Origin of the sequence: Bradyrhizobium sp. CCBAU 45321, from assembly GCF_028128975.1 — a bacterium.
In the GTDB taxonomy this organism is placed as follows: Bacteria; Pseudomonadota; Alphaproteobacteria; order Rhizobiales; family Xanthobacteraceae; genus Bradyrhizobium; species Bradyrhizobium yuanmingense.
In genome coordinates, this window is the sequence record NZ_LFKZ01000017.1 from 171,197 (window position 1) to 190,542 (window position 19,346).

General features: G+C 66.2%; 21 protein-coding genes. 10 read left to right on the forward strand and 11 right to left on the reverse strand.

Features of this window, described 5'->3' with window-relative positions; translation table 11 throughout:
* Positions 1–84 precede the first annotated feature (84 nt).
* Entirely contained in the window at positions 85–888 is an 804-nt protein-coding gene (locus ACM43_RS06780; RefSeq protein ID WP_271539110.1) for an acetoacetate decarboxylase family protein, read from the reverse strand.
* Positions 889–1,059: 171 nt separating this feature from the next.
* Here ACM43_RS06780 and xseA point away from each other — a divergent pair, with 171 nt between their 5' ends.
* The gene (xseA, locus tag ACM43_RS06785; protein ID WP_271539111.1) at positions 1,060–2,679 is read left to right on the forward strand and encodes an exodeoxyribonuclease VII large subunit; all 1,620 of its coding nucleotides are present in this window, start codon (positions 1,060–1,062) and stop codon (positions 2,677–2,679) included.
* A 175-nt stretch (positions 2,680–2,854) separates the two neighbouring features.
* Here xseA and ACM43_RS06790 read toward each other — a convergent pair whose 3' ends face one another.
* Positions 2,855–3,001, reverse strand: a complete 147-nt coding sequence (locus ACM43_RS06790; protein WP_271539112.1) for a hypothetical protein — start codon at positions 2,999–3,001, stop codon at positions 2,855–2,857.
* A 64-nt stretch (positions 3,002–3,065) separates the two neighbouring features.
* On the reverse strand, positions 3,066–3,848 hold the full coding sequence (locus ACM43_RS06795) for a dienelactone hydrolase family protein (protein ID WP_271539114.1): 783 nt from the start codon (positions 3,846–3,848) through the stop codon (positions 3,066–3,068).
* Positions 3,849–4,042: 194 nt separating this feature from the next.
* Here ACM43_RS06795 and ACM43_RS06800 point away from each other — a divergent pair, with 194 nt between their 5' ends.
* The 5 genes from ACM43_RS06800 (at position 4,043) to ACM43_RS06820 (ending at position 7,289) form a co-directional block, all read left to right on the forward strand.
* On the forward strand, positions 4,043–4,267 hold the full coding sequence (locus ACM43_RS06800; protein WP_271539116.1) for a DUF2093 domain-containing protein: 225 nt from the start codon (positions 4,043–4,045) through the stop codon (positions 4,265–4,267).
* Between the two features lie 244 nt (positions 4,268–4,511).
* Entirely contained in the window at positions 4,512–5,807 is a 1,296-nt protein-coding gene (locus tag ACM43_RS06805) for a TadE/TadG family type IV pilus assembly protein (protein ID WP_271539117.1), read from the forward strand.
* Between the two features lie 74 nt (positions 5,808–5,881).
* Entirely contained in the window at positions 5,882–6,322 is a 441-nt protein-coding gene (locus tag ACM43_RS06810; RefSeq protein WP_271539119.1) for a TadE/TadG family type IV pilus assembly protein, read from the forward strand.
* Entirely contained in the window at positions 6,319–6,696 is a 378-nt protein-coding gene (locus ACM43_RS06815; RefSeq protein ID WP_271539121.1) for a TadE/TadG family type IV pilus assembly protein, read from the forward strand. Before ACM43_RS06810 ends, ACM43_RS06815 begins: the two co-directional genes overlap by 4 nt.
* A 407-nt stretch (positions 6,697–7,103) precedes the next feature.
* Positions 7,104–7,289 (forward strand): hypothetical protein, encoded by a 186-nt coding sequence (locus ACM43_RS06820; RefSeq protein WP_271539123.1) that lies wholly within the window; start codon positions 7,104–7,106, stop codon positions 7,287–7,289.
* Positions 7,290–7,763: 474 nt separating this feature from the next.
* On the opposite strand, the gene lpxK is transcribed toward ACM43_RS06820, so the two are convergent.
* The 6 genes from lpxK to ACM43_RS06850 form a co-directional block, all read right to left on the reverse strand.
* Positions 7,764–8,780, reverse strand: a complete 1,017-nt coding sequence (gene lpxK / locus ACM43_RS06825) for a tetraacyldisaccharide 4'-kinase (RefSeq protein ID WP_271539125.1) — start codon at positions 8,778–8,780, stop codon at positions 7,764–7,766.
* The gene (locus ACM43_RS06830) at positions 8,773–10,119 is read right to left on the reverse strand and encodes a 3-deoxy-D-manno-octulosonic acid transferase (RefSeq protein WP_271539127.1); all 1,347 of its coding nucleotides are present in this window, start codon (positions 10,117–10,119) and stop codon (positions 8,773–8,775) included. Before ACM43_RS06830 ends, lpxK begins: the two co-directional genes overlap by 8 nt.
* The gene (locus tag ACM43_RS06835; protein WP_036039958.1) at positions 10,082–10,801 is read right to left on the reverse strand and encodes a lysophospholipid acyltransferase family protein; all 720 of its coding nucleotides are present in this window, start codon (positions 10,799–10,801) and stop codon (positions 10,082–10,084) included. The genes ACM43_RS06830 and ACM43_RS06835 overlap by 38 nt, the downstream gene beginning before the upstream one ends.
* Positions 10,798–11,040, reverse strand: coding sequence for a DUF4170 domain-containing protein (locus ACM43_RS06840; RefSeq protein ID WP_036009212.1), 243 nt, complete (start codon positions 11,038–11,040; stop codon positions 10,798–10,800). The genes ACM43_RS06835 and ACM43_RS06840 overlap by 4 nt, the downstream gene beginning before the upstream one ends.
* Before the next feature lie 61 nt (positions 11,041–11,101).
* The gene (locus ACM43_RS06845) at positions 11,102–11,908 is read right to left on the reverse strand and encodes a 3'(2'),5'-bisphosphate nucleotidase CysQ (RefSeq protein WP_271539131.1); all 807 of its coding nucleotides are present in this window, start codon (positions 11,906–11,908) and stop codon (positions 11,102–11,104) included.
* A 207-nt stretch (positions 11,909–12,115) separates the two neighbouring features.
* The gene (locus ACM43_RS06850; RefSeq protein ID WP_271539133.1) at positions 12,116–13,507 is read right to left on the reverse strand and encodes a TldD/PmbA family protein; all 1,392 of its coding nucleotides are present in this window, start codon (positions 13,505–13,507) and stop codon (positions 12,116–12,118) included.
* A 264-nt stretch (positions 13,508–13,771) separates the two neighbouring features.
* On the opposite strand from ACM43_RS06850, the gene ACM43_RS06855 reads away from it, so the two are divergent.
* On the forward strand, positions 13,772–14,290 hold the full coding sequence (locus ACM43_RS06855) for a DUF6101 family protein (protein ID WP_271539135.1): 519 nt from the start codon (positions 13,772–13,774) through the stop codon (positions 14,288–14,290).
* Positions 14,291–14,398: 108 nt separating this feature from the next.
* Here the strand turns inward: ACM43_RS06855 and ubiA are convergent, their stop codons facing one another.
* Together ubiA and ACM43_RS06865 are read right to left on the reverse strand one after the other, a co-directional pair.
* A complete protein-coding gene (ubiA, locus tag ACM43_RS06860) occupies positions 14,399–15,331 on the reverse strand; it encodes a 4-hydroxybenzoate octaprenyltransferase (RefSeq protein ID WP_271539136.1) in 933 nt (310 codons plus the stop codon).
* Positions 15,328–16,005, reverse strand: coding sequence for a hypothetical protein (locus tag ACM43_RS06865; protein WP_271539137.1), 678 nt, complete (start codon positions 16,003–16,005; stop codon positions 15,328–15,330). Before ACM43_RS06865 ends, ubiA begins: the two co-directional genes overlap by 4 nt.
* A gap of 209 nt (positions 16,006–16,214) precedes the next feature.
* Here ACM43_RS06865 and ACM43_RS06870 point away from each other — a divergent pair, with 209 nt between their 5' ends.
* The 3 genes from ACM43_RS06870 (at position 16,215) to hisG (ending at position 19,340) form a co-directional block, all read left to right on the forward strand.
* Positions 16,215–16,970 (forward strand): 16S rRNA (uracil(1498)-N(3))-methyltransferase, encoded by a 756-nt coding sequence (locus tag ACM43_RS06870; RefSeq protein ID WP_271539139.1) that lies wholly within the window; start codon positions 16,215–16,217, stop codon positions 16,968–16,970.
* Positions 16,971–17,206: 236 nt separating this feature from the next.
* The gene (locus ACM43_RS06875; protein WP_271539141.1) at positions 17,207–18,358 is read left to right on the forward strand and encodes an ATP phosphoribosyltransferase regulatory subunit; all 1,152 of its coding nucleotides are present in this window, start codon (positions 17,207–17,209) and stop codon (positions 18,356–18,358) included.
* A 4-nt stretch (positions 18,359–18,362) separates the two neighbouring features.
* On the forward strand, positions 18,363–19,340 hold the full coding sequence (hisG, locus tag ACM43_RS06880) for an ATP phosphoribosyltransferase (protein WP_157283217.1): 978 nt from the start codon (positions 18,363–18,365) through the stop codon (positions 19,338–19,340).
* The last annotated feature ends 6 nt before the right edge of the window (positions 19,341–19,346 follow it).

Consider the following 19,346-nt stretch of genomic DNA (forward strand, 5'->3'; position numbering starts at 1 on the left):
CCATGTGCAGACCCTCCTTGCGTTGTGCGTTCTTCCCAATGTTTGCCGCCCGCACGTACATCGCATGCAGGCTGACCTTGTCGTTCAGGGCGTCAGGCGCTCGATGAGCCTGCGGTCCTCGACCTCGAATCCGCCGCCATAGACGTCAGACACCATGAAATGCGCGCCGAGGATTTCCGGCTCGAGCTCGGCAATCGGATCGTACGCGCTGGCGTGCAGCGTCATCGCGGCGCGACCCGGCACCGGCTCGGAGTATTTCAGCGGCGTGCGGCGATAGGCGATGTCCGCATAGGCCGTGCCGAGCCGCTCGGGATGCGGCAAACGGCGCACATGGATCTCGCCGGCCGGCAGCTCGTCGCCGTCGACGATGCGGACGACCGGCGCGGACGCATCCGGCGTGAAGGTGAAATCGGCGAGCGGTATGCCGCGGCGCCGGACCCATCCGGTGATCGATCCGTCAGGATGCTCGTCGAAGGCGTAATGCGCATCCTTCTTGGTGTAGCCGAACACCTCGCGCCCGGCACAGATCCCCATCGGATCGCTGCAATACATGAAGATATGCGTTTCGGTGAACAGCCCCTTGTAGCGCACGGGCACCGAGATCATCAGGTCGAACATCTCGCCCGCGTGCACGGCAAGGGAATGGCCGGGCGAACGCATGAAGCGGAAGGCGACGCGGTCGCTGGCGATCTCGAACGGCGTCTCGGCGAGCAATGTCGCGACCTTGCCGGGCGCGACACGGGTCATGATCTCGACCGTCCGCAAGGTGCAGCCCCACTCCACCGGGTATGCCGGCGAATAGGGCGGATTGACCCCGCTATTCGGCTTGAGCTGGTACTGCCCGAACATGCGTCCGCCCGGGTCGTCGGGATCTGTGACGACGGTCATCAGGAGCCGTTTCCTCGTTTTTATTTATGATTTGTGAATTTCATATCTGAAAGCAAATGTATGTCAAGCAACGGCCGTCGGGCAGTCCCCAGGCCACCGGAATCGATTGGCGCTGGCCTGCGAAAATCCCTAACGTCGCCCTCGACCCCAAAATGCCGAATCGTTTTCGAGATGCCGCCTGCGGAACAACTGCTCAACGCGCCTGAATTCACCGTCTCCGAACTGTCCCTGTCCCTGAAGCGGACGGTCGAGGACGCCTTCGGCCATGTCCGCGTCCGCGGCGAGATCTCCGGCTTCCGCGGGGCGCATTCGTCCGGCCATTGCTATTTCGCGCTCAAGGACGAGAGCGCCAAGATCGAGGCGGTGATCTGGAAGGGCGTGCATAGCCGGATGCGGTTCAAGCCCCGGGAGGGGCTCGAGGTGATCGCCACCGGCAAGCTGACGACCTATCCGGGCTCCTCGAAATACCAGATCGTGATCGAGGCGCTGGAGCCGGCCGGCATCGGCGCGCTGATGGCGCTGATGGAGGAGCGCAAGAAGAAGCTCGCCGCCGAGGGCCTGTTCGACGAGGCGCGCAAGCAGCTGCTGCCGTGGCTGCCGGAGGTGATCGGCGTCGTCACCTCGCCGACCGGCGCCGTCATCCGCGACATCCTGCATCGGCTGGAGGACCGCTTTCCCCGCCGCGTGCTGGTGTGGCCGGTCAAGGTGCAGGGCGACGGCTCGGCCGAGCAGGTCGCGGCCGCGATCCGCGGGTTCAACGCGCTCCCCGAAGGCGGCAGGATTCCGCGGCCCGATGTGCTCATCGTCGCGCGCGGCGGCGGCTCGCTGGAGGACCTCTGGTCGTTCAACGAGGAGATCGTGGTGCGCGCCGCAGCCGAGAGCATGATCCCGCTGATCTCGGCGGTGGGGCACGAGACCGACATCACGCTGATCGACTTCGTCGCCGACAAGCGCGCGCCGACGCCGACGGCGGCGGCCGAGATGGCGGTGCCGGTGCGCAGCGACTTGTTCGTCGAGGTGGGCGATCTCGGGCGGCGCACCCGCGCCTATTGGCAGCGCGCCCAGGAGAGCCGCCGCAGCGAGCTGCGCGCCGCCGCGCGCGCGCTGCCGGCGGCCGGCGATCTCTTGGCGATCCCGCGGCAGCGGCTGGACTCGGCGGGCGCGTCCCTGCCCCGCTGCCTCAAGGCCAACACGCATGCGCATTTCCGCAGGTTCACCGCGGCGAGCGCGAAGCTGACGCTGCGCGTGCTGCACGGCCAGATCTCGCAGGCCGATCATCGCCTCACCGTGTGCGGCGAGCGGCTCGGCCTGTCCGCGCGCTCGCTGTTGCGGCAGCGGCGCGACCGCTTTGCGGGCTTGCAGGTGCGCCTGCGCGCCTCAAAGCTTGCGAATGCGCAGGCGCAGCGCAACGCGATTGCCCGCCAGCGCGAGCGTACCCATCGTCTGACTGAGCGGGCGCAGCGCGCGCTCGTCACGCTGCTGCACCGGCTGGAGGCGCGGGTCGAGAACAGCGGCAAGCTGCTCTCGGCGCTGTCCTATCGCAGCGTGCTCGCGCGCGGCTTTGCGCTGGTGCGCGACGAGGCCGGGCATCCCGTGCATGCGGCTGATACGATCGGCCCCGGCGCGCGGGTCGAGATCGAATTCGCGGACGGCCGCGTCGGCGCGACGGCGGATGCGGACCGTCCGGCGCCCGCGGAGAGGCGCGCGCCGGCGCAGGCCAAGCCGGCGGCGGAGACGAAGCCGGCGCCGAGGCGCCTGGCCAAGCCGGTGGATCAGGGCAGCTTGTTCTGAGGGGGAGGACGGGCTCAGGCCACGGTGTCATTCCCCGCGAAAGCGGGGAATCCAGTACGCCGCGGCTTCTCGATTGAATCGCAACGCCGCGGAGTACTGGATCGCCCGGTCAAGCCGGGCGATGACAGCGCGTGTGTGGAACGCGCGTCGCCACAAATAGGTGGAGACAGCTCGCCTACCGACACGACAATCCCGCCTCGATCGTGGTCCAGAAGCCGCAATGGTCCGGCGCGCGGTGGGGGCCGGCGTGGGCTTCGAACAGCAGGATCGCGACGGTGAAGACGATCAGGGCGGACGCGAAGAGCGTGATGCGGTTGCGCATATGAGATGCGTTTAATCGACATCGTGGTCGAATGATGGCGCGGGCACGTGCTACGGCACCGCCATCACCGCGCCAGCCATTGCGCGACGTCCTTCTGCGAGGCGGCGCGGGCTTCGGCATCGGCGTGCTCGGGCGCGCCGGCGGCGTGCAGCGGCGTGCCGGCACGGTCGAAATCGTGACCCGCGCCGGGATAGACCACGATGCGCGCCAGCGCGCTGCGGCCGCGCGCACCATCCACCATCTGGCGGCAGGCCGGCGGCGACGACACCTCGTCATCGGCGCCGATCAAGACCAGCGTCGGCACCCGCGTGCTCCAGCCGAGGCCCGCCGAGATCCGGCAATCCGGATAGAACGCGATGGCGGCGCGGAAATCCGGACCGGAATCGCGGCCTGCGTTCTGCGGACGCACGGCCCAGAGCAGCGCGCTCGCACCATTGGCCCAGCCGATCAGGCTGATGCGGTCCCGCGCCACGAATGGCTGCTGCATCAGCCAGGCGCGCGCGGCCGCGATATCGGCGACGCGTTCGCGCCGCGCCTTGACGTGCATCTCCTTGACGCGGCATTGCGGGCCGAGCTCGCGCGAGCCGTAGCTGTCGGGCAGCAGCACGGCATTGCCGGCCTTGAGCAGGCGCTCGGCCCAGTCGCGATAGGGCGGCAGCACGGGATCGGAATGGCTACCCAGCCCACCGCAGCCGTGCAGCGCAATCACGGCCGGGAATGGCCCCTTGCCCGCGGGCTTGTAGAGCTGCGCATGGAGCACGCCGGACGCCAGCGGAATCTCGACCGGCTGCGGCGCCGGGGCGGCGTGCGCGGCCGACATCAGCAGCGTCAGGAACAGGGCGGTCATCGGAGTCTGCCGCAGGAGCTGCCGGAACCAGCGCCCCTTCGACTGAAGCCTCATCGCGCGAAAACGGCGGCAAATCATCACGAACCGGTGGGTTTAACGGGCGGACAAGCCACCCCATCTATGCTACATCCCGTCCAACACATCGTGCCTTCCACGGCCTTCCATGGAGAGGCCTTCCGCGGAGACTTTCGACCGTGCTGAACAAGTTCGGCCCCTCGGGCCATGGCGAAGCGCAGGTGCAATATCTCGACGGCGATTTCCGCGTGATCTCGCCGGGGACCTTCGTGCGCTGCGCGATCACCGACGTCCGCATCCCGCTCGACGAACTGAAGTATTGGAGCGTCGATCTGCAGGAGGCCTATGCCACGCCCACCGCGGTGCTGCAGCGGCATTTTCCCGGCGCACCGAAGCAGTCGTGATCCCTCGGCTCTCGTAACTCTCGCAGTGCGGGCAAAACCGGCAGACACACGAGGTTGGCGGTAACAATTGCAGGGTGCAATTTCATCTGACTTCTCCTGGACGCGGCTTCATCGATAGGCCTGCGGCCATGAATGCCGGCTGAATGTTCGCCGATATCTAAAATTGTCCGGCTCCCATTGGGGCCCATTTAAGCCGGCCTGCACCACATTGCCTCGGGATAAAGTGGCAATCGGGCAGGAAAGCATGGACCTCCGGAGAATTTTCAGCCGTTCGTTCGGTGCACCTTCGAGCGCAAAGAATCATTTGCTCGAACGGTTCATCCGCGACGAGCAGGGCAGCTACGTGCTCATTTCTGCGCTGCTCATGCCGGTCCTGGTCGGCACCGCCGGCCTCGGAACGGAAGTGGGCTGGTGGTACTACAAGCACAAGAACATGCAGAGCGTTGCAGATTCCGGCGCGGTCAGCGCTGCGACGGCTGCCAGTGTCGGCGGCGACCCCTCGTCCGAAGCCAAGGCGGTCGCGGCAAATTATGGCTACACCGACGGGGCGAACGACGTCACTGTCACGGTGAACCAGCCACCGAAAACAGGCAGTCAAGCGTCGAACGCGCAGGCCATCGAAGTCATCGTCAGTCAGCCGCAGCGTCGGCTGCTGTCGGCCTTGTTCGGCTCGGATCGCGTACCAATCACCGCGCGCTCGGTCGCCCTGCCCAATTCCGGGACGGGCTGCGTACTTGCGCTCAACACGAGCGCAAGCCCCGCCGTCAATGTCAGCGGCGGCAACCAGCTCAACCTGATCAAGTGCAATCTCTATAGCAATTCGAGCGCAAGCCCCTCGCTCAACGTCGCCGGCAGCGCCTCGGTGGCAGCAAACCAGGTCGGCGTGGTCGGCGACGTCTCGGGCGCAAGCAGCATCACGGCGACCAACGGGGTCAAGACGCACATCACGCCTGTCCCCGATCCCTATGCCGACGTCTCTCCGCCTACGCGGCCGAGCTGCAGCAATGCCAAGATCACGGTCAACGCCAACGGAAAGACAAACTCGCTCGACCCCGGCTGCTACATGGGCAGCATCACGGTCAACGCCGGCGCAGTCCTGAACCTCAATCCGGGCATCTACTATCTGGATGGCGCCAGCCTGAGCGTCGCCGGAAATGCCACCATCACCGGCAGCGGCGTCACCCTGGTGTTCACCGGCTCCGGCAGCGACTGGGGCACCGCCTCAATCGGCAGCAACGCGACCGTCGACCTGACCGGGCCGACCAGCGGCCCGACGAAGGGCATCGTCATGTACGGCGACCGCAACATGCCTGCCGGGACCAATTTCAATCTCACCGGCGGCAGCACGCAGAATTTCGGCGGTGCCATCTACCTGCCGAAGGCCAATCTCAGCTTCAGCGGCGGCAACGGCACCAGCACATCCTGCACCAAGATCATCGCGGATACGCTGACGTTCAGCGGCACGTCGAACCTGCAGGTCAATTGCACCGCGCTCGGCACCGCGACGATCGGTTCGCAAACCGCGCAGCTCGTCGAATGAGGTTTGGGGCGATGCAGATCCGGAATTACTCATCCAGGCTTGGCCGTCGATTGCTTGGTTCTCTGGCGCGCCACGTGAGCAATGCGGCCGGCGATCAACGGGGCGTCGCGGCAGCCGAATTCGCGATTCTAATTCCCCTGCTGTCCCTGATGGTCGTCTCGGTCACGGACATCGGGCTGGCGCTCTATCGCAAGATGCAGGTCGAAAATGCCGCGCAAGCCGGAGCCCAGTACGCGATTGCGCGCGGCTTCGACACGAACGGCATCGCGAACGCCGTCGCAAGTGCCACCAGCGCGACGAACATCACCGCGTCACCTCCGCCGGTCCAATTCTGCGGATGTCCAACGAGTGCGGGCGTGAGCGCCACCAGCTGCGGAACGGTCTGCACCGGCGGTGCGCCGGCCGGAACATATACGACAGTCTCGGCGAAAGCGACGTATTATACGATCATCGATTATCAGATCGTGGCGGCCACATACACGTACACCGCGCAGTCCACCACGAGGCTGCAGTGAAGCTCACCGCAGCATGGCGAGACACGCGGGGCACCACAGCGCTGGAATTCGCGCTGACCGCTCCCGTGTTCTTCCTGTTCATATTCGGGATCATCGAATGCGGATTGCTGTTCTGGACTCAGCTGGGAATCCAGCATGGGAGCGAAATGGCGGCGCGCTGCGCGACGGTCAACAACACGCTCTGCCCGAACAGCAGCGCGATCACGACCTACGCCGCCCAGCAGGCCTACGGCCTCACGCTGCCGCCGGGGACATTCACCTTTGCCACGGCCGCGTGCGGCAACCAGGTCAGCGCGAGCTATTCATTCGAGTTTCCGCAGATCATCAACCTGTCTCCGATCACGCTGACCGCGCGGGCATGTTTTCCGAGTTGAGGTCGCCGACAGCCGGTTTTGCCGCGAAGGTAAAGGGCGATGTGCCCGCGCCGCATTGCCGGCAACTCAGCAAAATGGTCTCTGTCGGGACGGACGCTTGCGTTCTACATTCCTTGCAGCCGTGGGTGAGTCGTTTCGCGCTTGGGTTGGATTTTTTTTGCAGTTCCGCGTCTTTAAGTTGTTTGACGAAGTCTTGCTGAAACAATGAGCTGCTATATCGCACGCCAGGTAACCGGCCCCCGTTCTTTTTTACCGCACAGGCAATCGACCAACCAATCAGCCACTGAGCTCTGGAACTGGACGATCTGTGAACGGGCTCATACGAAGAGCCATTCTAGCGGGCTACGATCACCTCGAAAATCAGCGGTGGAATATCTGTAAATCAAATCAAGCGGTGGGGGTGGATCATGCCCGCCATATTCGAACTGCTCTACCGTGAATATTGCCGCGCCCGCCTCGCTGAAATGCGCAAGCAGCTTCTGATCGCAGCCGAACGATCCGAGGCTCTCGAAGCGCTTTGTCGTCCTGCGGACCAGGGTGACGACGAGAGAACGGACACGCACAGCAAGACCGGTCACGCCACGCCGAATTGAAGCGGCTCCCAGACCGAACGATCACTCCCGCGCAGCAATGACCAAGCAATTGGCAACATTTGGGAGACAGCAATGAATACACCCGAATGCTACACCGTCGTCGTCGCCTGCATGTCGTGCCTGACCATCATCGGATTGATGGCCACGGGCGCGTGGTGAGCATGCCCCTCGGCTCGTCGCAGACCTGCTTCCTGCTTCGACATGAGTACAGCCGCCGCGTCGTCCGACGGCGGTGGCTGTACTCTGGGTCCGGCGATCAGCTTCAGGTCGTTACGGCCCCTGCACCTCACATGATGAAGATTCATTGCCCGCCCTGGGCATCAACGCCGTCGATGATTTCGGGGAGTTCGGCACGTCCCGGTGACGGCTCTCATGCAAGGCTACTTCAACTCCCGAACGCGCGGAAGAAGATTCGCCAGCAGCGACATTTCGCGTTTCGCGACTGGGGCAGAGACGTTGTCTCACGTTGCGTGATCAGCGCGCGCTGAACCTTCGCTCGCGCGCTCTGTAGAGATGATCGCTGATCAATTGCCGCAGCTTTGCCGGGTCATCGAATTCGAGCTGAACGGCGAACGGCACGATGCCGCTAGGCACGCCTGCGCGGCCGCGCAAGCGTGCAAGATCCTTTTCCGTGGTCACCAGCATGAGCTGCTCGCGCTGGGCGTCCGCTGCGAGCGCCGAGATCTCGCCGTCCGAAAACATGTGGTGGTCGGCGAAGGCGCGCGTGCGCGCGACGTCGATGCCGCTCGCACTTAAGGTGCGGAAGAAACGCTCGGGATCGCCGATGCCGGCGAAGGCGAACACCCGCTTGCCGGAGAGCTGCGCGAGCGAGGCCGCATCCGGCTTCAGGCGCGCACGCAGCTCGGGCTTGTTCCGCTTGGCGATCTCCGCCGCGACGTCGTTGGCGGCATTGCCGTCGCCGATCAGCACCAGCGCATCGGTGCGCGCGAGCTGCGCCGCGAGCGGGGCGCGCAGGGGCCCTGCGGGAAACACCTCGCCGTTGCCGACGCCGCGCTTGCCGTCGATCACGATCAGCGAGGCATCCTTGAACAGAGCAGGATTCTGGAAACCGTCATCCATCAGGATCACGGTGGCGCCTTGCGACTTTGCCAGCGCGACGCCGTCGAGGCGGTCGCGCGCGACCACGACCGGGACGTCGCGCGCCATCATCAAGGGCTCGTCGCCGATGTCGGCCGCATCGTGACGCTCGCGGTCGACCATCACCGGCCCCTTCAGGCGCCCGCCATAACCGCGGCTGAGCACGACCGGCGTCTCGCCGAGCTCGCGCAAGAGCTTGGTCAAGGCCAGCACGGTCGGGGTCTTGCCGGCACCGCCGACATGGTAGTTGCCGACACAGATCACGGGGATGCCGGCGTCCACGCCCTGGCGCGACATGCGCCGTGCAGTGATCGCGCCGTAAAGCGCGCCGAGCGGCCATAGCGCGTACGATTGAAGGGAGCGTGGCCGGTACCAAAAGGCCGGCTCACGCATTGGCGGCCCCCATCTCGATCCGCAATTGCAGCAGATACGGCTCGAGCGCGGTCATGGTGCGATCGAGCGCCCCGCCAAGCTGCTCGACCACGCCTGTGCCTGCGCGCTGCATCTTGTCGCGCATGGCGGGATCGGCCAGCAATTGGCCGAGCTGCTTGACCAGCGCCTCCTGCGTGTCGGCCTGCCGCGCCCCGCCGCTGGTATCGAGCGCTTCATAGACGTCGGCGAAGTTGAACACGTGCGGACCATGGACGATCGCGGCGCCCAGCTTGATCGCCTCGATCGGGTTCTGCCCGCCATGGTGGATCAGCGATCCGCCCATGAACACGATTGCCGAGAGCCGGTAGAACAGGCCGAGCTCGCCCATCGTGTCGGCGACATAGACGTCGGTCGTCGCGGTCGGCATCTCCTCGCGCGAGCGCAGGGCCGGCTTCAGGCCCGACGCCGTGACGAGGCCTGCGATCGAGGAGCCGCGATCCGGGTGCCGCGGCACGATCACGGTGAGAAGCTGAGGGAAGAAGCCGACCAGGCTGCGATGCGCCGCCACCAGCATCTCGTCCTCGCCCGGATGGGTCGAGGCCGCGACGATGATCGGCCGCCCGCGCGTCATCGCCATCAGCCGCTCGAGCTTGGCGGGGTCGGCCGGCGGCGCGGGCACGTCGAGCTTGAGATTGCCCGTGGTGACGACGTCGCGGCCGCCGAGCGCGGCAAAGCGCTCGGCATCTTTCTTCGACTGCGCAAGACAGATGTCGAACCGCGACAGCAGCGCCGAGATGGTGCCGTGCATGCGGCGCCAGCGCGGGAAGGAACGCGGCGACATCCGCCCGTTGATCAGCACCATCGGCACCCGACGCGCCGCGCCGGCGAGGATCAGGTTCGGCCACAAATCGGATTCGATGAACAGCGCCAGCGACGGCTTCCAATGATCGAGGAAGCGCGCGACATAGCGCGGCGAGTCATACGGCACGTATTGATGGATGACGTCGGGCGGAAAGCGTTTTGCGACGACCGCCGCCGAGGTGACCGTGCCCGAGGTGAGCAGGATGCGCAGATTGAGATCGCGCAGGCGCTCGATCAGGGCGGCCGCCGCCAGGACCTCGCCGACGCTGGCACCATGAATCCAGACCAACGGGCCGTGCGGCCGCACATCGGCGGACAGGCCGCGCCGCTCGCCGACGCGGGCGGGATCCTCCTTGCCCTGCTTCAGCCGCCGCTTGATCAGCGCAGGCGCGAGCGGCACCAGACCGGCGGACAGGCGCCGATACATCCGCAGCGTGATCGGCAGCGCAATGGGCAGCGACTTAGGCATCTTCCGGTCCCGGGCGGCCGAGCTGCGCATAGGCGCGCCGGGTCGCCTCGTTCAACGTGTCTTCCAGCTCCTGCCGCAACGTCTCCATCATGGCGGCGTCGGCATCTGCGGGAACGTGGATTTCCTTGATGCCGACCAAAGCGCCCCGCCCGAATGGCAAATTGATGGTGGTGCGATCCCAGTTCTTGAGCCGGACGAAGCGGCTGGTCGCCATCGCGAAAGGCATGATCGGCCGTCCCGATTCCCGTGCCAGCATGATAATGCCGAGCCCGACCACGCGCGAGCGCTTGGGGACATCGGCGGTCAGCGCGACATTACAACCGGCCTGGAGCGTCCGCACCATTTCCTTGAAGGCGCCGACGCCACCCTTGCGGTGGAACGCGCCGCCATGGTCGCCGGAACCGCGGATCGTGCCGATGCCGAGCCGCTCGGCGGCGATGGCATTGAACTCGCCGTCGCGGTGCCGGGAGATCAGCACCTTGGCCCGATAGGAGGCCTTGTTCTGGTTCTTGATGAAGGGCGTCAGGAAATGCTGGCCGTGCCAGAACGCGAAGATCGCAGGGAGCTGCGGCTCGACGCGCTCGTAGACGTCGGGCGGATCGAAGGTGAAGGTGTTGGTCCGCCAGACCAGACGCAGATATTCGGCCGCCAGGACCCCGACGGCACGCTGAAACCAGCTGCTTCGCAGCGTATTGCGAAGCAGTTTCTTCAACGCGCCGGTTCTTGATTCGGATCGAGCAGCCGATGCAGGTGGACGATGAAGTAGCGCATCTGCGCGTTGTCGACCGTGCTCTGCGCCTTGGCCCGCCAGGCGGCGTGGGCGGTGGCATAGTTCGGATACAGGCCGACGATGTCGACCTCGTCCAGATTCTTGAAGGTGTTGTGCTCGAGATCGACGAGCTCGCCGCCGATGACGAGGTGGAGCAGTTGTTGCGGGGCGCTATCTGGCATGAGTTCTGTTCCTAAGGGGCTGCCCGGCAAAGCAGTGTTCGAGAAGCACGACGAATGCGCCTTAGGCTAAGGGACGGTTGCGAAAATGCGCGACAATGCCCGCATGACGTTCGCGTCCCGCTGCCACCAGCACCCCGTGCGCCACTTCCCGGCGGTTATAGAGGATGGGTTCTCCGGAGAGGTCGCTCATCCTACCATCCGCTTCCTGCACGATCAAATCGGCCGCCACAAGATCCCAATCATGGCTGTTGCCGCCGGCAAAAGCCGCATCCAGCGCGCCATGGGCGACCCGGCAAAGCCGCAGCGCCAGCGAGCCGATCCGCCGGTGCAGCTTGATCTCGCCGAGGGACGGCTTCAGCCGCTCGACCAGCGGCTTCGGGCCGGCGACGCGGGCAAAGTCGAGCTCGGATCCGCTTGTCGCGCGCACCGGCTTGTCGTTGAGCGTCGTGCCCTTACCGCGCGTTGCGAAGAAGAACTCGTCGGTGGCCGGGGCGAACACGGCGGCAAGCACCGGCGAAGCGTCCGCCACCAGCGCGACGCTGACGCACCATTCGTCGTGACCGCCGAGATAATTGCGCGTGCCGTCGATGGGATCGACGATCCAGGTCAGCCGCCGCGACAGCCGCGCCGCATCGTCGGCGCTCTCCTCGGACAGCCAGCCATAATCGGGCGTCGCGGCGCGCAGGCGCGATTCGAGCAGATCATTGACGGCGATGTCCGCCTCCGACACCGGCGAGGACGCGCCCTTGGTCCACTTTCGCAGCTCGGTGCGGAACATCGACTGCGCCAGCGCGCCCGCCTCCCGCACCGTGTCCTTCAGCAGCGCCGCGTCGCGGGTCAGGATAGTGTCGTCGAGAGCAGCGGCCATCGGGGTCAATCGCGCGGCACGCCGAGACCACCTCTCCCCATCGGGGAGAAGTCGATTTGCGCCTCGCGATGCGAAGCATCGTCGAGTGCAAATCGGGTGAGGGGGCGCAGATCCCACGAGAGCGAGTAACCCCTCACCCGGATCGCATCTTGCGATGCGATCCGACCTCTCCCTATGGGAGAGGTGAGCCAACTCGCTTCTGCTCGATCAGCGTCCGCCAAGCGTCAAGCCCTCGATGCGCACCGTCGGCGCATTGATGCCGTAGCGGAATTCGAGATTGTTCGCGGGCTGCATCGACTTGAAGATCTCGAACAGGTGCCCGGCGATCGTCACCTCGCTGACGGGATAGGCGATCTCGCCGTTCTCGATCCAGAATCCGGAAGCGCCGCGACTGTAATCGCCGGTGACGCCGTTGACGCCAGAGCCGATCAGATCGGTGACGTAGAACCCCTGCTTGATGTCGGCGATCAGCTCGGCCGGCGTTGCCGTGCCCGGCTCGAGATGCAGATTGTACGGCCCCGGCGAGGGCGAGGAGGACACGCCGCGATGGGCGTGACCGGTGGTGGTGAGGCCGAGCTCGCGCGCGGTCGCGCAATCGAGCAGCCAGGTCGTCAGCACGCCGTCGTCGACCAGCGCGGTCCGCTTCACCGCGACGCCTTCGGCGTCGAAGGTCTGCGAGCGCAGGCCGCGCTTGCGCAAGGGATCGTCGATGATGCGGATATTCCTGGCGAACAGCTGTTGGCCGAGCTTGTCCTTCAGGAAGCTGGTCTTGCGCGCGATCGAAGCGCCGTTGATGGCACCGACGAGATGGCCGACCAGGGAGCCGGCGACGCGCGGATCGAACACCACCGGGACCTTGCAGGTCTCGACCTTGCGCGGATTGTAGCGCGCCACGGTGCGCTCACCGGCGGAGCGGCCGACGACCTCCGGCGACAGCAGATCGGCGCCATGCGGCGCCGAGGTGAAGTCGTAGTCGCGCTCCATGCTGGTGCCTTCGCCCGATATTGCGGTGGCGGAGATGCCCTGGCTGGAGCGCAGATAGGAGCCGTGGAAGCCGGTCGAGGTGACGAGCACCATGCCGCCGATGCCGGATGAGGCCGAGGCGCCGCCGGACTTGGTCACGCCCTTGACGCCGAGCGCGGCAGCTTCGGCCGCGAGCGCGCGGCGCTCGAGCTCAGTCGTCGTGGGCACGGCGGGATCGAGCAGGTCGAGATCGGGAAAGTCGCGCGCGAGCAGCGCGGGATCGGCGAGGCCGACATATTTGTCGTCGGGCGCGACGCGCGCCATCGCAACCGCGCGCTCGGCGAGCTTGGTGACGGCATCGCCGCTGACGTCGTTGGTGGAGACCACCGCCTGACGCTGACCGACCAGCACCCGCAGACCGACATCGTCGCCCTCGGACCGCTCGGATTCCTCGACGCGTCCGTCGCGGACCTCGACGCCCTGCGAGACGCCGCGCACCGCGACCGCGTCGGCCGCATCCGCGCCGGCGCGCTTGGCCGCCTCGACCAGCCGCTGCGCGAGATCGGAGAGCGCGGACTGATCGAACAGGTCGCGATTGGCGGAAGGCGAAAGCGTCGGGCTTGGTGAAGAGTTCACGAACGAAATCCTGTTGGGGCGGGGTTCGGGACCGGAACCCACAGATGTGCCCTGATAGCGCGGACTTCAAGCATTTTCAGACTGCCAAAAGCTCAGATTCGCGACGTCGGCGCAACGTCTCGTCAATCATGCGCGCCAAGGTCTTGTCAATCATGAGGAGCGAGTGACGGTGGGTTAACCAGCCTTTTTAAGCGGTTTCGGACCGCCCCGCGCTAGGGTCCTCGCATCGACCGGGAACATAATCCTGGCGGGGAGAACGAAGCCGTGAGGCGTCAAACAGCAACATGCGGGGTCCACCCCGCCGGGTCGAGCCGCTCCTTGCGGCTCGACCCACTTTCCCTTCCGGTCCGCTTCGATGCGCATGATCCGCGCGCCGACGGACATGTCAGGCAGATCGAGCTTCATCGCGAGCGTGTCGTGCTGCGCCGTGCCGTGCGCGGCATGCAGATGGCGATCAACGTGCGCGTCGCCGACTTCACCGGCGTTGCGCTCCGCGGCAATGACGAGACGCAGACGCTCGTCCTCGTGCACCGCGATCCCTCGCTCTCCATCCCGCTGCTGATCAGCACTGACACGGACGAGATCGCACAGGCCTGGACGATCTGGAGCGAGATCTTCGCGCTGCCGCAGCTCGACGAGGGCGCACGCAAGCCCGCACCGCGCCGCCGCCGCGCCAACGCGATCCGCGCCCGCCGCCCGAAATTCTTGATGCGCCGGCGCACCGCAATGGCGCGCGAGCTGCCGGTTCATCAGGGCGAGCGCGAGATCATCGCGAGGAATTAATGATGCCGTAGGGTGGGTTAGCCCGAAGGGCGTAACCCACCTCTTTGCTTTCCGCGCAGATTGGAGTTGGTGGATTACGCTTCGCTAATCCACCCTACGCATTTCGCGTCACGCCGCCCGCAGCACCGCGTCGGCGAGCAATCCCGCAAACAACAGCAAGCCGGCATCGCGGTTCGACTTGAACAGGCGCAGGCAGAGCGCGCCATCGGCGATATTTAGCCGCGCGATCTGCCACACCAGATGCGCGGCGAAGGCGGCTAGCCCGAGCCAGGCCGGCCAGCGCGCTTCGCCAGACGCCAGCGCGACGCCGATCAGCATCACCGCGAGCCCGTAGAACAGGACAAGCGCCTGGCGCGTATGCGCGCCGAACAGGCGCGCGGTCGACTTGATGCCGATCAGCGCGTCGTCCTCCGCGTCCTGATGCGCGTAGATCGTGTCATAGCCGATCACCCAGGAGATTGCGCCGGCATAGAGCACGAGCGCGGTAGCGTCGATGCGGCCGAAGGTGACGGCAAACCCCATCAACGCGCCCCAGGAGAAGGCGAGCCCGAGCACGATCTGCGGCCACCAGGTGATGCGCTTCATGAAGGGATAGATCGCGACGATCAGGAGTGAGGCGATGCCCGTTGCAATCGCGAAGCGGTTGAACTGCAGCAGCACCGCAAGACCGACCAGCGCCTGCGCGAGCATGAAGACCAGCGCCTGCCTGGTGGTCACCTGCCCCGACGGCAGCGGCCGCGAGCGCGTGCGCTCGACCTTGTCATCGAGGTCGCGATCGGTGATGTCGTTCCAGGTGCAGCCGGCCCCGCGCATGACGAAAGCGCCGATGAAGAACAGCACGATGGTGAGCGGCAGGCCGCGAATGTCATGCGCCATGCCGGCGGCCAGCGCCGCCGACCACCAGCATGGCATCAGGAGAAGCCAGGAGCCGATCGGGCGATCGAAGCGGGACAGGCGCAGGTAAGGCCGCGCCCAATGCGGCGCGAGCGTATCGACCCAGTTGCCGGTGGAATCGGCAACGCGGGCGGATGTATCGTTCATCTCGTCAGGACGTTGCCGTTGAGCGTATCGAAGGTGCTGCCGCCCTTCTTGCCGGCATTGGCCTCGGGCGCCGAGCCCGAGCCCAGCACCTCGCTCAGCGACGGACCGGCCGGACCGCGCGGCTGGTTCTGCATCTGCTGCGCGACGTTGCAGACCTTCGTCGCCATGGCCTCGGTGTTCTTGTGACCGTCCTTCAGCTGCGCGCCGATCTGCGGCGGGATTCCACATTTGGCGGCATTGGTCTCGATGTACTTGATCATCTTGACTTCAGCCTGGCTGAAATTGCGGATCAGCTTGCAGGCCTCGTCCGGCGGCGCGTGACGGTCGCTGGCGGCCTTGATCAGCTTGCCGCGCTTCTCGGCTTCCTCGCGCAGCGGAATGAAGGCCTTCATGCAGTCCTCGCCGGGACCGGCCTGCGTCGGCGGAGCGGCGCTGAAGGCGCCGGCGCCGCCGATCGGGGCAGCACCGTTCACCGGAAAGGACGATTGCGGAGCCGTACCGACCGAAGCCGTCGGTGCCGAACCGTTAACCGGAGGAAATGGGGAATTGGCGGCAGCCTGGTTGGGCAGCGGCGCCGGGAACGCGCTTTGCGCAGACGCGCCCACAGCACTCATGCCGACCAAGGCGGTGGCGACCATGGCGGCAGTGATCGGAACCATCAAATGACGGATCATCAAGATAGTCTCTCCGGCAGGAGCTTACGGGGCTCAGGGCTTCCCAATTGAAGCGCGACCAGCGTGTTCGCGTTTTTACGATTCCCGCCGGCGCTTAACAACCCGTGGAATAGGGCGAGAGCGCGGCGCTGGGACGCACCAGTTCGGCAATATTTACCCCCGAAATGGCGCCTTTCGGTTAAGAACGGCCGGTAATCGGACCCCAAGCGATGCCTTCTCACGATTTTCGCGCCCCCCGCCTGTTCGTCGATGCCCCCCTGGCCCAGGACGCCAGGGTGCCGCTCGACCGCGACCAGAGCAATTATCTCGGCAATGTGCTGCGGCTCGCGGCCGGGGCCGAGGTCCTGGCCTTCAACGGCAGGGATGGCGAGTGGCAGGCCGCCATCGAGGGCCGCAAGCGGCCGAACGGCCTCGTGATCCTGCAGCAGACCCGGCCCCAGGACCGGCTCGCGGACCTCACTTACGTCTTTGCCCCGCTCAAGCATGCCCGGCTGGACTACATGGTGCAGAAGGCCATCGAGATGGGCGCCGCCGCGCTGCAGCCGGTGTTGACCCGGTTCACCCAGGCATCCCGGGTCAACACCGAGCGGATGCGCGCCAATGTGGTCGAGGCGGCCGAGCAATGCGGCATCCTCAGCATCGCCAGCGTGGCCGAGCCGGTGCCGCTGGAGCGCTTCCTGAGCCAGCGTCCCGCCGACCGGTTGCTGATCTTCTGCGACGAGGCGGCGGAGGTTCAAGATCCCATTCAGAGCCTGCAAGGCGCGCGCGAGGTCGGACGCGGTATCGACGTGCTGATCGGCCCCGAGGGCGGTTTTGCCGAAGAAGAGCGGGCGCTGTTGCTGCGCCAGCCCAAAATCCTGCGGCTGGCGCTCGGCCCCCGCATCATGCGGGCGGACACCGCCGCCGTGGCCGCGCTGGCCCTGGTGCAGGCGGTGCTGGGGGATTGGGGCGGCAAGGCCAGCTAGCTTCGTCAGCGTGCAAACGCATGGCGTCGTCATGCCCGGGCTTGTCCCGGGCATCCACGTCCTTTGCGCCGGAGGGCAAGGCGTGGATGGCCGGGACAAGCCGGGCCATGACGAATGAGCCACCCGTTAAGCGATTGATCCTTTGGAGGTCGAAACCGCTGTCGGGCCATGCTAAGGGCTGCGCCAATTCGCCTCCCCTTGCCTGCCCGGTTCCGCCGGGACGATGGACCGCTGAGATGACCGCGACTGCCACCTCAAATGCTGCCGGCTCCGCCGCCTGGGCGGATACGCTGCTCTTGTCGTTTGCGCAGGCCGGCTATGTCAGGGCCGAGCCCGCCATCCTGCAACCGGCCGAGCCGTTCCTGGACCTGTCCGGCGAGGACATCCGCAAGAGCCTGTACCTGACCACCGACCTCTCCGGCGAGGAGCTCTGCCTGCGCCCGGACCTGACCATTCCTGTCGCGCGCGACTATCTGGCCTCGGGGCGCGCCGGCCAGCCGGCGGGGTTCAGCTATCTCGGTCCGGTGTTCCGCTACCGTAGCGGCCAGGCCCGTGAATTCCTCCAGGCCGGCATCGAATCGTTCGCCCGTCAGGACCGCGCCGCGGCTGATGCCGAAATGCTGGCGCTGGGGCTGGAGGCGACGGCCGCCTTCGGCGTCCGCGACGTCGAGATCCGCACCGGCGATGTCGCCTTGTTCAATGCGCTGCTCGACGCGCTCAACCTCTATCCGGTCTGGCGCCGCCGCCTGGTCAAGGATTTCAACCGCAAGATCAGCCTGGAGCAGGATCTGGAGCGGCTCGCGGCCGCGACCACCGCGACACGCAGCGAATATGAGGGCGTGCTGGCGGCCCTTGCCGGCTCCGACCGCAAGGCGGCGCTCGCCTTCGTCACGGATCTAATGTCGATCGCCGGTACCACCAATGTCGGCGGCCGCACCACGGCCGAGATCGCCGACCGCTTCCTCGAGCAATCGACGCTGAAGGGCGGCGCGCTGCCGCGCGAGGCCATTGCCGTGCTCAAGCGCTTCCTGTCGATCGCAGGCAATCCCGACGATGCCATCGCCGAGTTGCGCGCACTCACCACCGACGCGAAGCTCGATCTCGCATCTGCGATCGATCAGTTCGAGAGCCGGGTCGGCTTCATGGCCGCGCGCGGCATCAACGTGAGGCAGATTCGTTTCTCGACCGCCTTCGGGCGCGGGCTCGACTACTACACCGGCTTTGAGTTCGAGCTGCATCACAGCGGCAACGGCACCGAGCCGCTGGTCGCCGGCGGCCGCTACGACGGGCTGATGACCCAGCTCGGATCAAGCGAGCCGATTCCGGCGGTCGGCTTCTCGGTCTGGGTGGAGGCGCTGAACCGGATCGGCCGCAAGGTGGGAGCGTAAAATCATGAGCGCGCCATTCGTTCTGGCCGTTCCCTCCAAGGGCCGCCTGCAGGAAAACACCGAGGCCTTCTTTGCCCGTGCCGGCCTCAAACTGTCGAAGGCCGGCGGCGCCCGCGACTACCGCGGCACCATCGCAGGCCTCGACAATGTCGAGGTCGCCTATCTCTCGGCGAGCGAGATCGCCGCGCAGCTGTCGCGCGGCTTCGCGCATCTCGGCGTCACCGGCGAAGATCTCGTGCGCGAGAACATCGCCGATGCCGACAAGCGCGTGTCGCTGATCGACGGGCTCGGCTTCGGCTATGCCGACGTCGTCGTCGCGGTGCCGCAGGCCTGGATCGACGTCCGCACCATGGCCGACCTCGACGACGTCACCACCGGCTTCCGCGAGCAGCATCACATGCGGATGCGGGTCGCGACCAAGTTCGTCAACCTCACCCGCGGCTTCTTCCAGGCTCACGGCATCAGCGATTACCGCATCGTCGAAAGCGCGGGCGCCACCGAAGGGGCGCCGGCGGCCGGCAGCGCCGAGCTGATCGTCGACATCACCACGACCGGCGCGACGCTCGCCGCCAACGGCCTGCGGGTGCTCGACGACGGCGTGATCCTGCGCAGCCAGGCCAATCTGGTGGCCGCCAAGGAGGCCGACTGGTCGCCGCAGGCGCGCGAGACGGCGCGTGTCATCCTCGATCACATCGCAGCACGGGCGCGGGCCAACAAGTACCGCGAAGTCCGCACCCGCTTCCGCCAATGCGATGCCGCCCTGCTCGGGGAAGCCCACAGCCGGTTCGGCGTGGAGGCCCCGTTCGGCGGTCCGACCTCGTCAGGCATGCTGACCCTGCACTGCCCACCGGGGCAGCTCTACGCGCTGGCGAGCTTCCTGCGCGAGCATGGCGCCGAGACCGTCTCGGTGGTGTCGCTCGACTACGTGTTCGACCGGGAGAACCCGCTGTTCGCCAAGCTCGAGGCGTTCCTGGATCGGTGAGCCCAA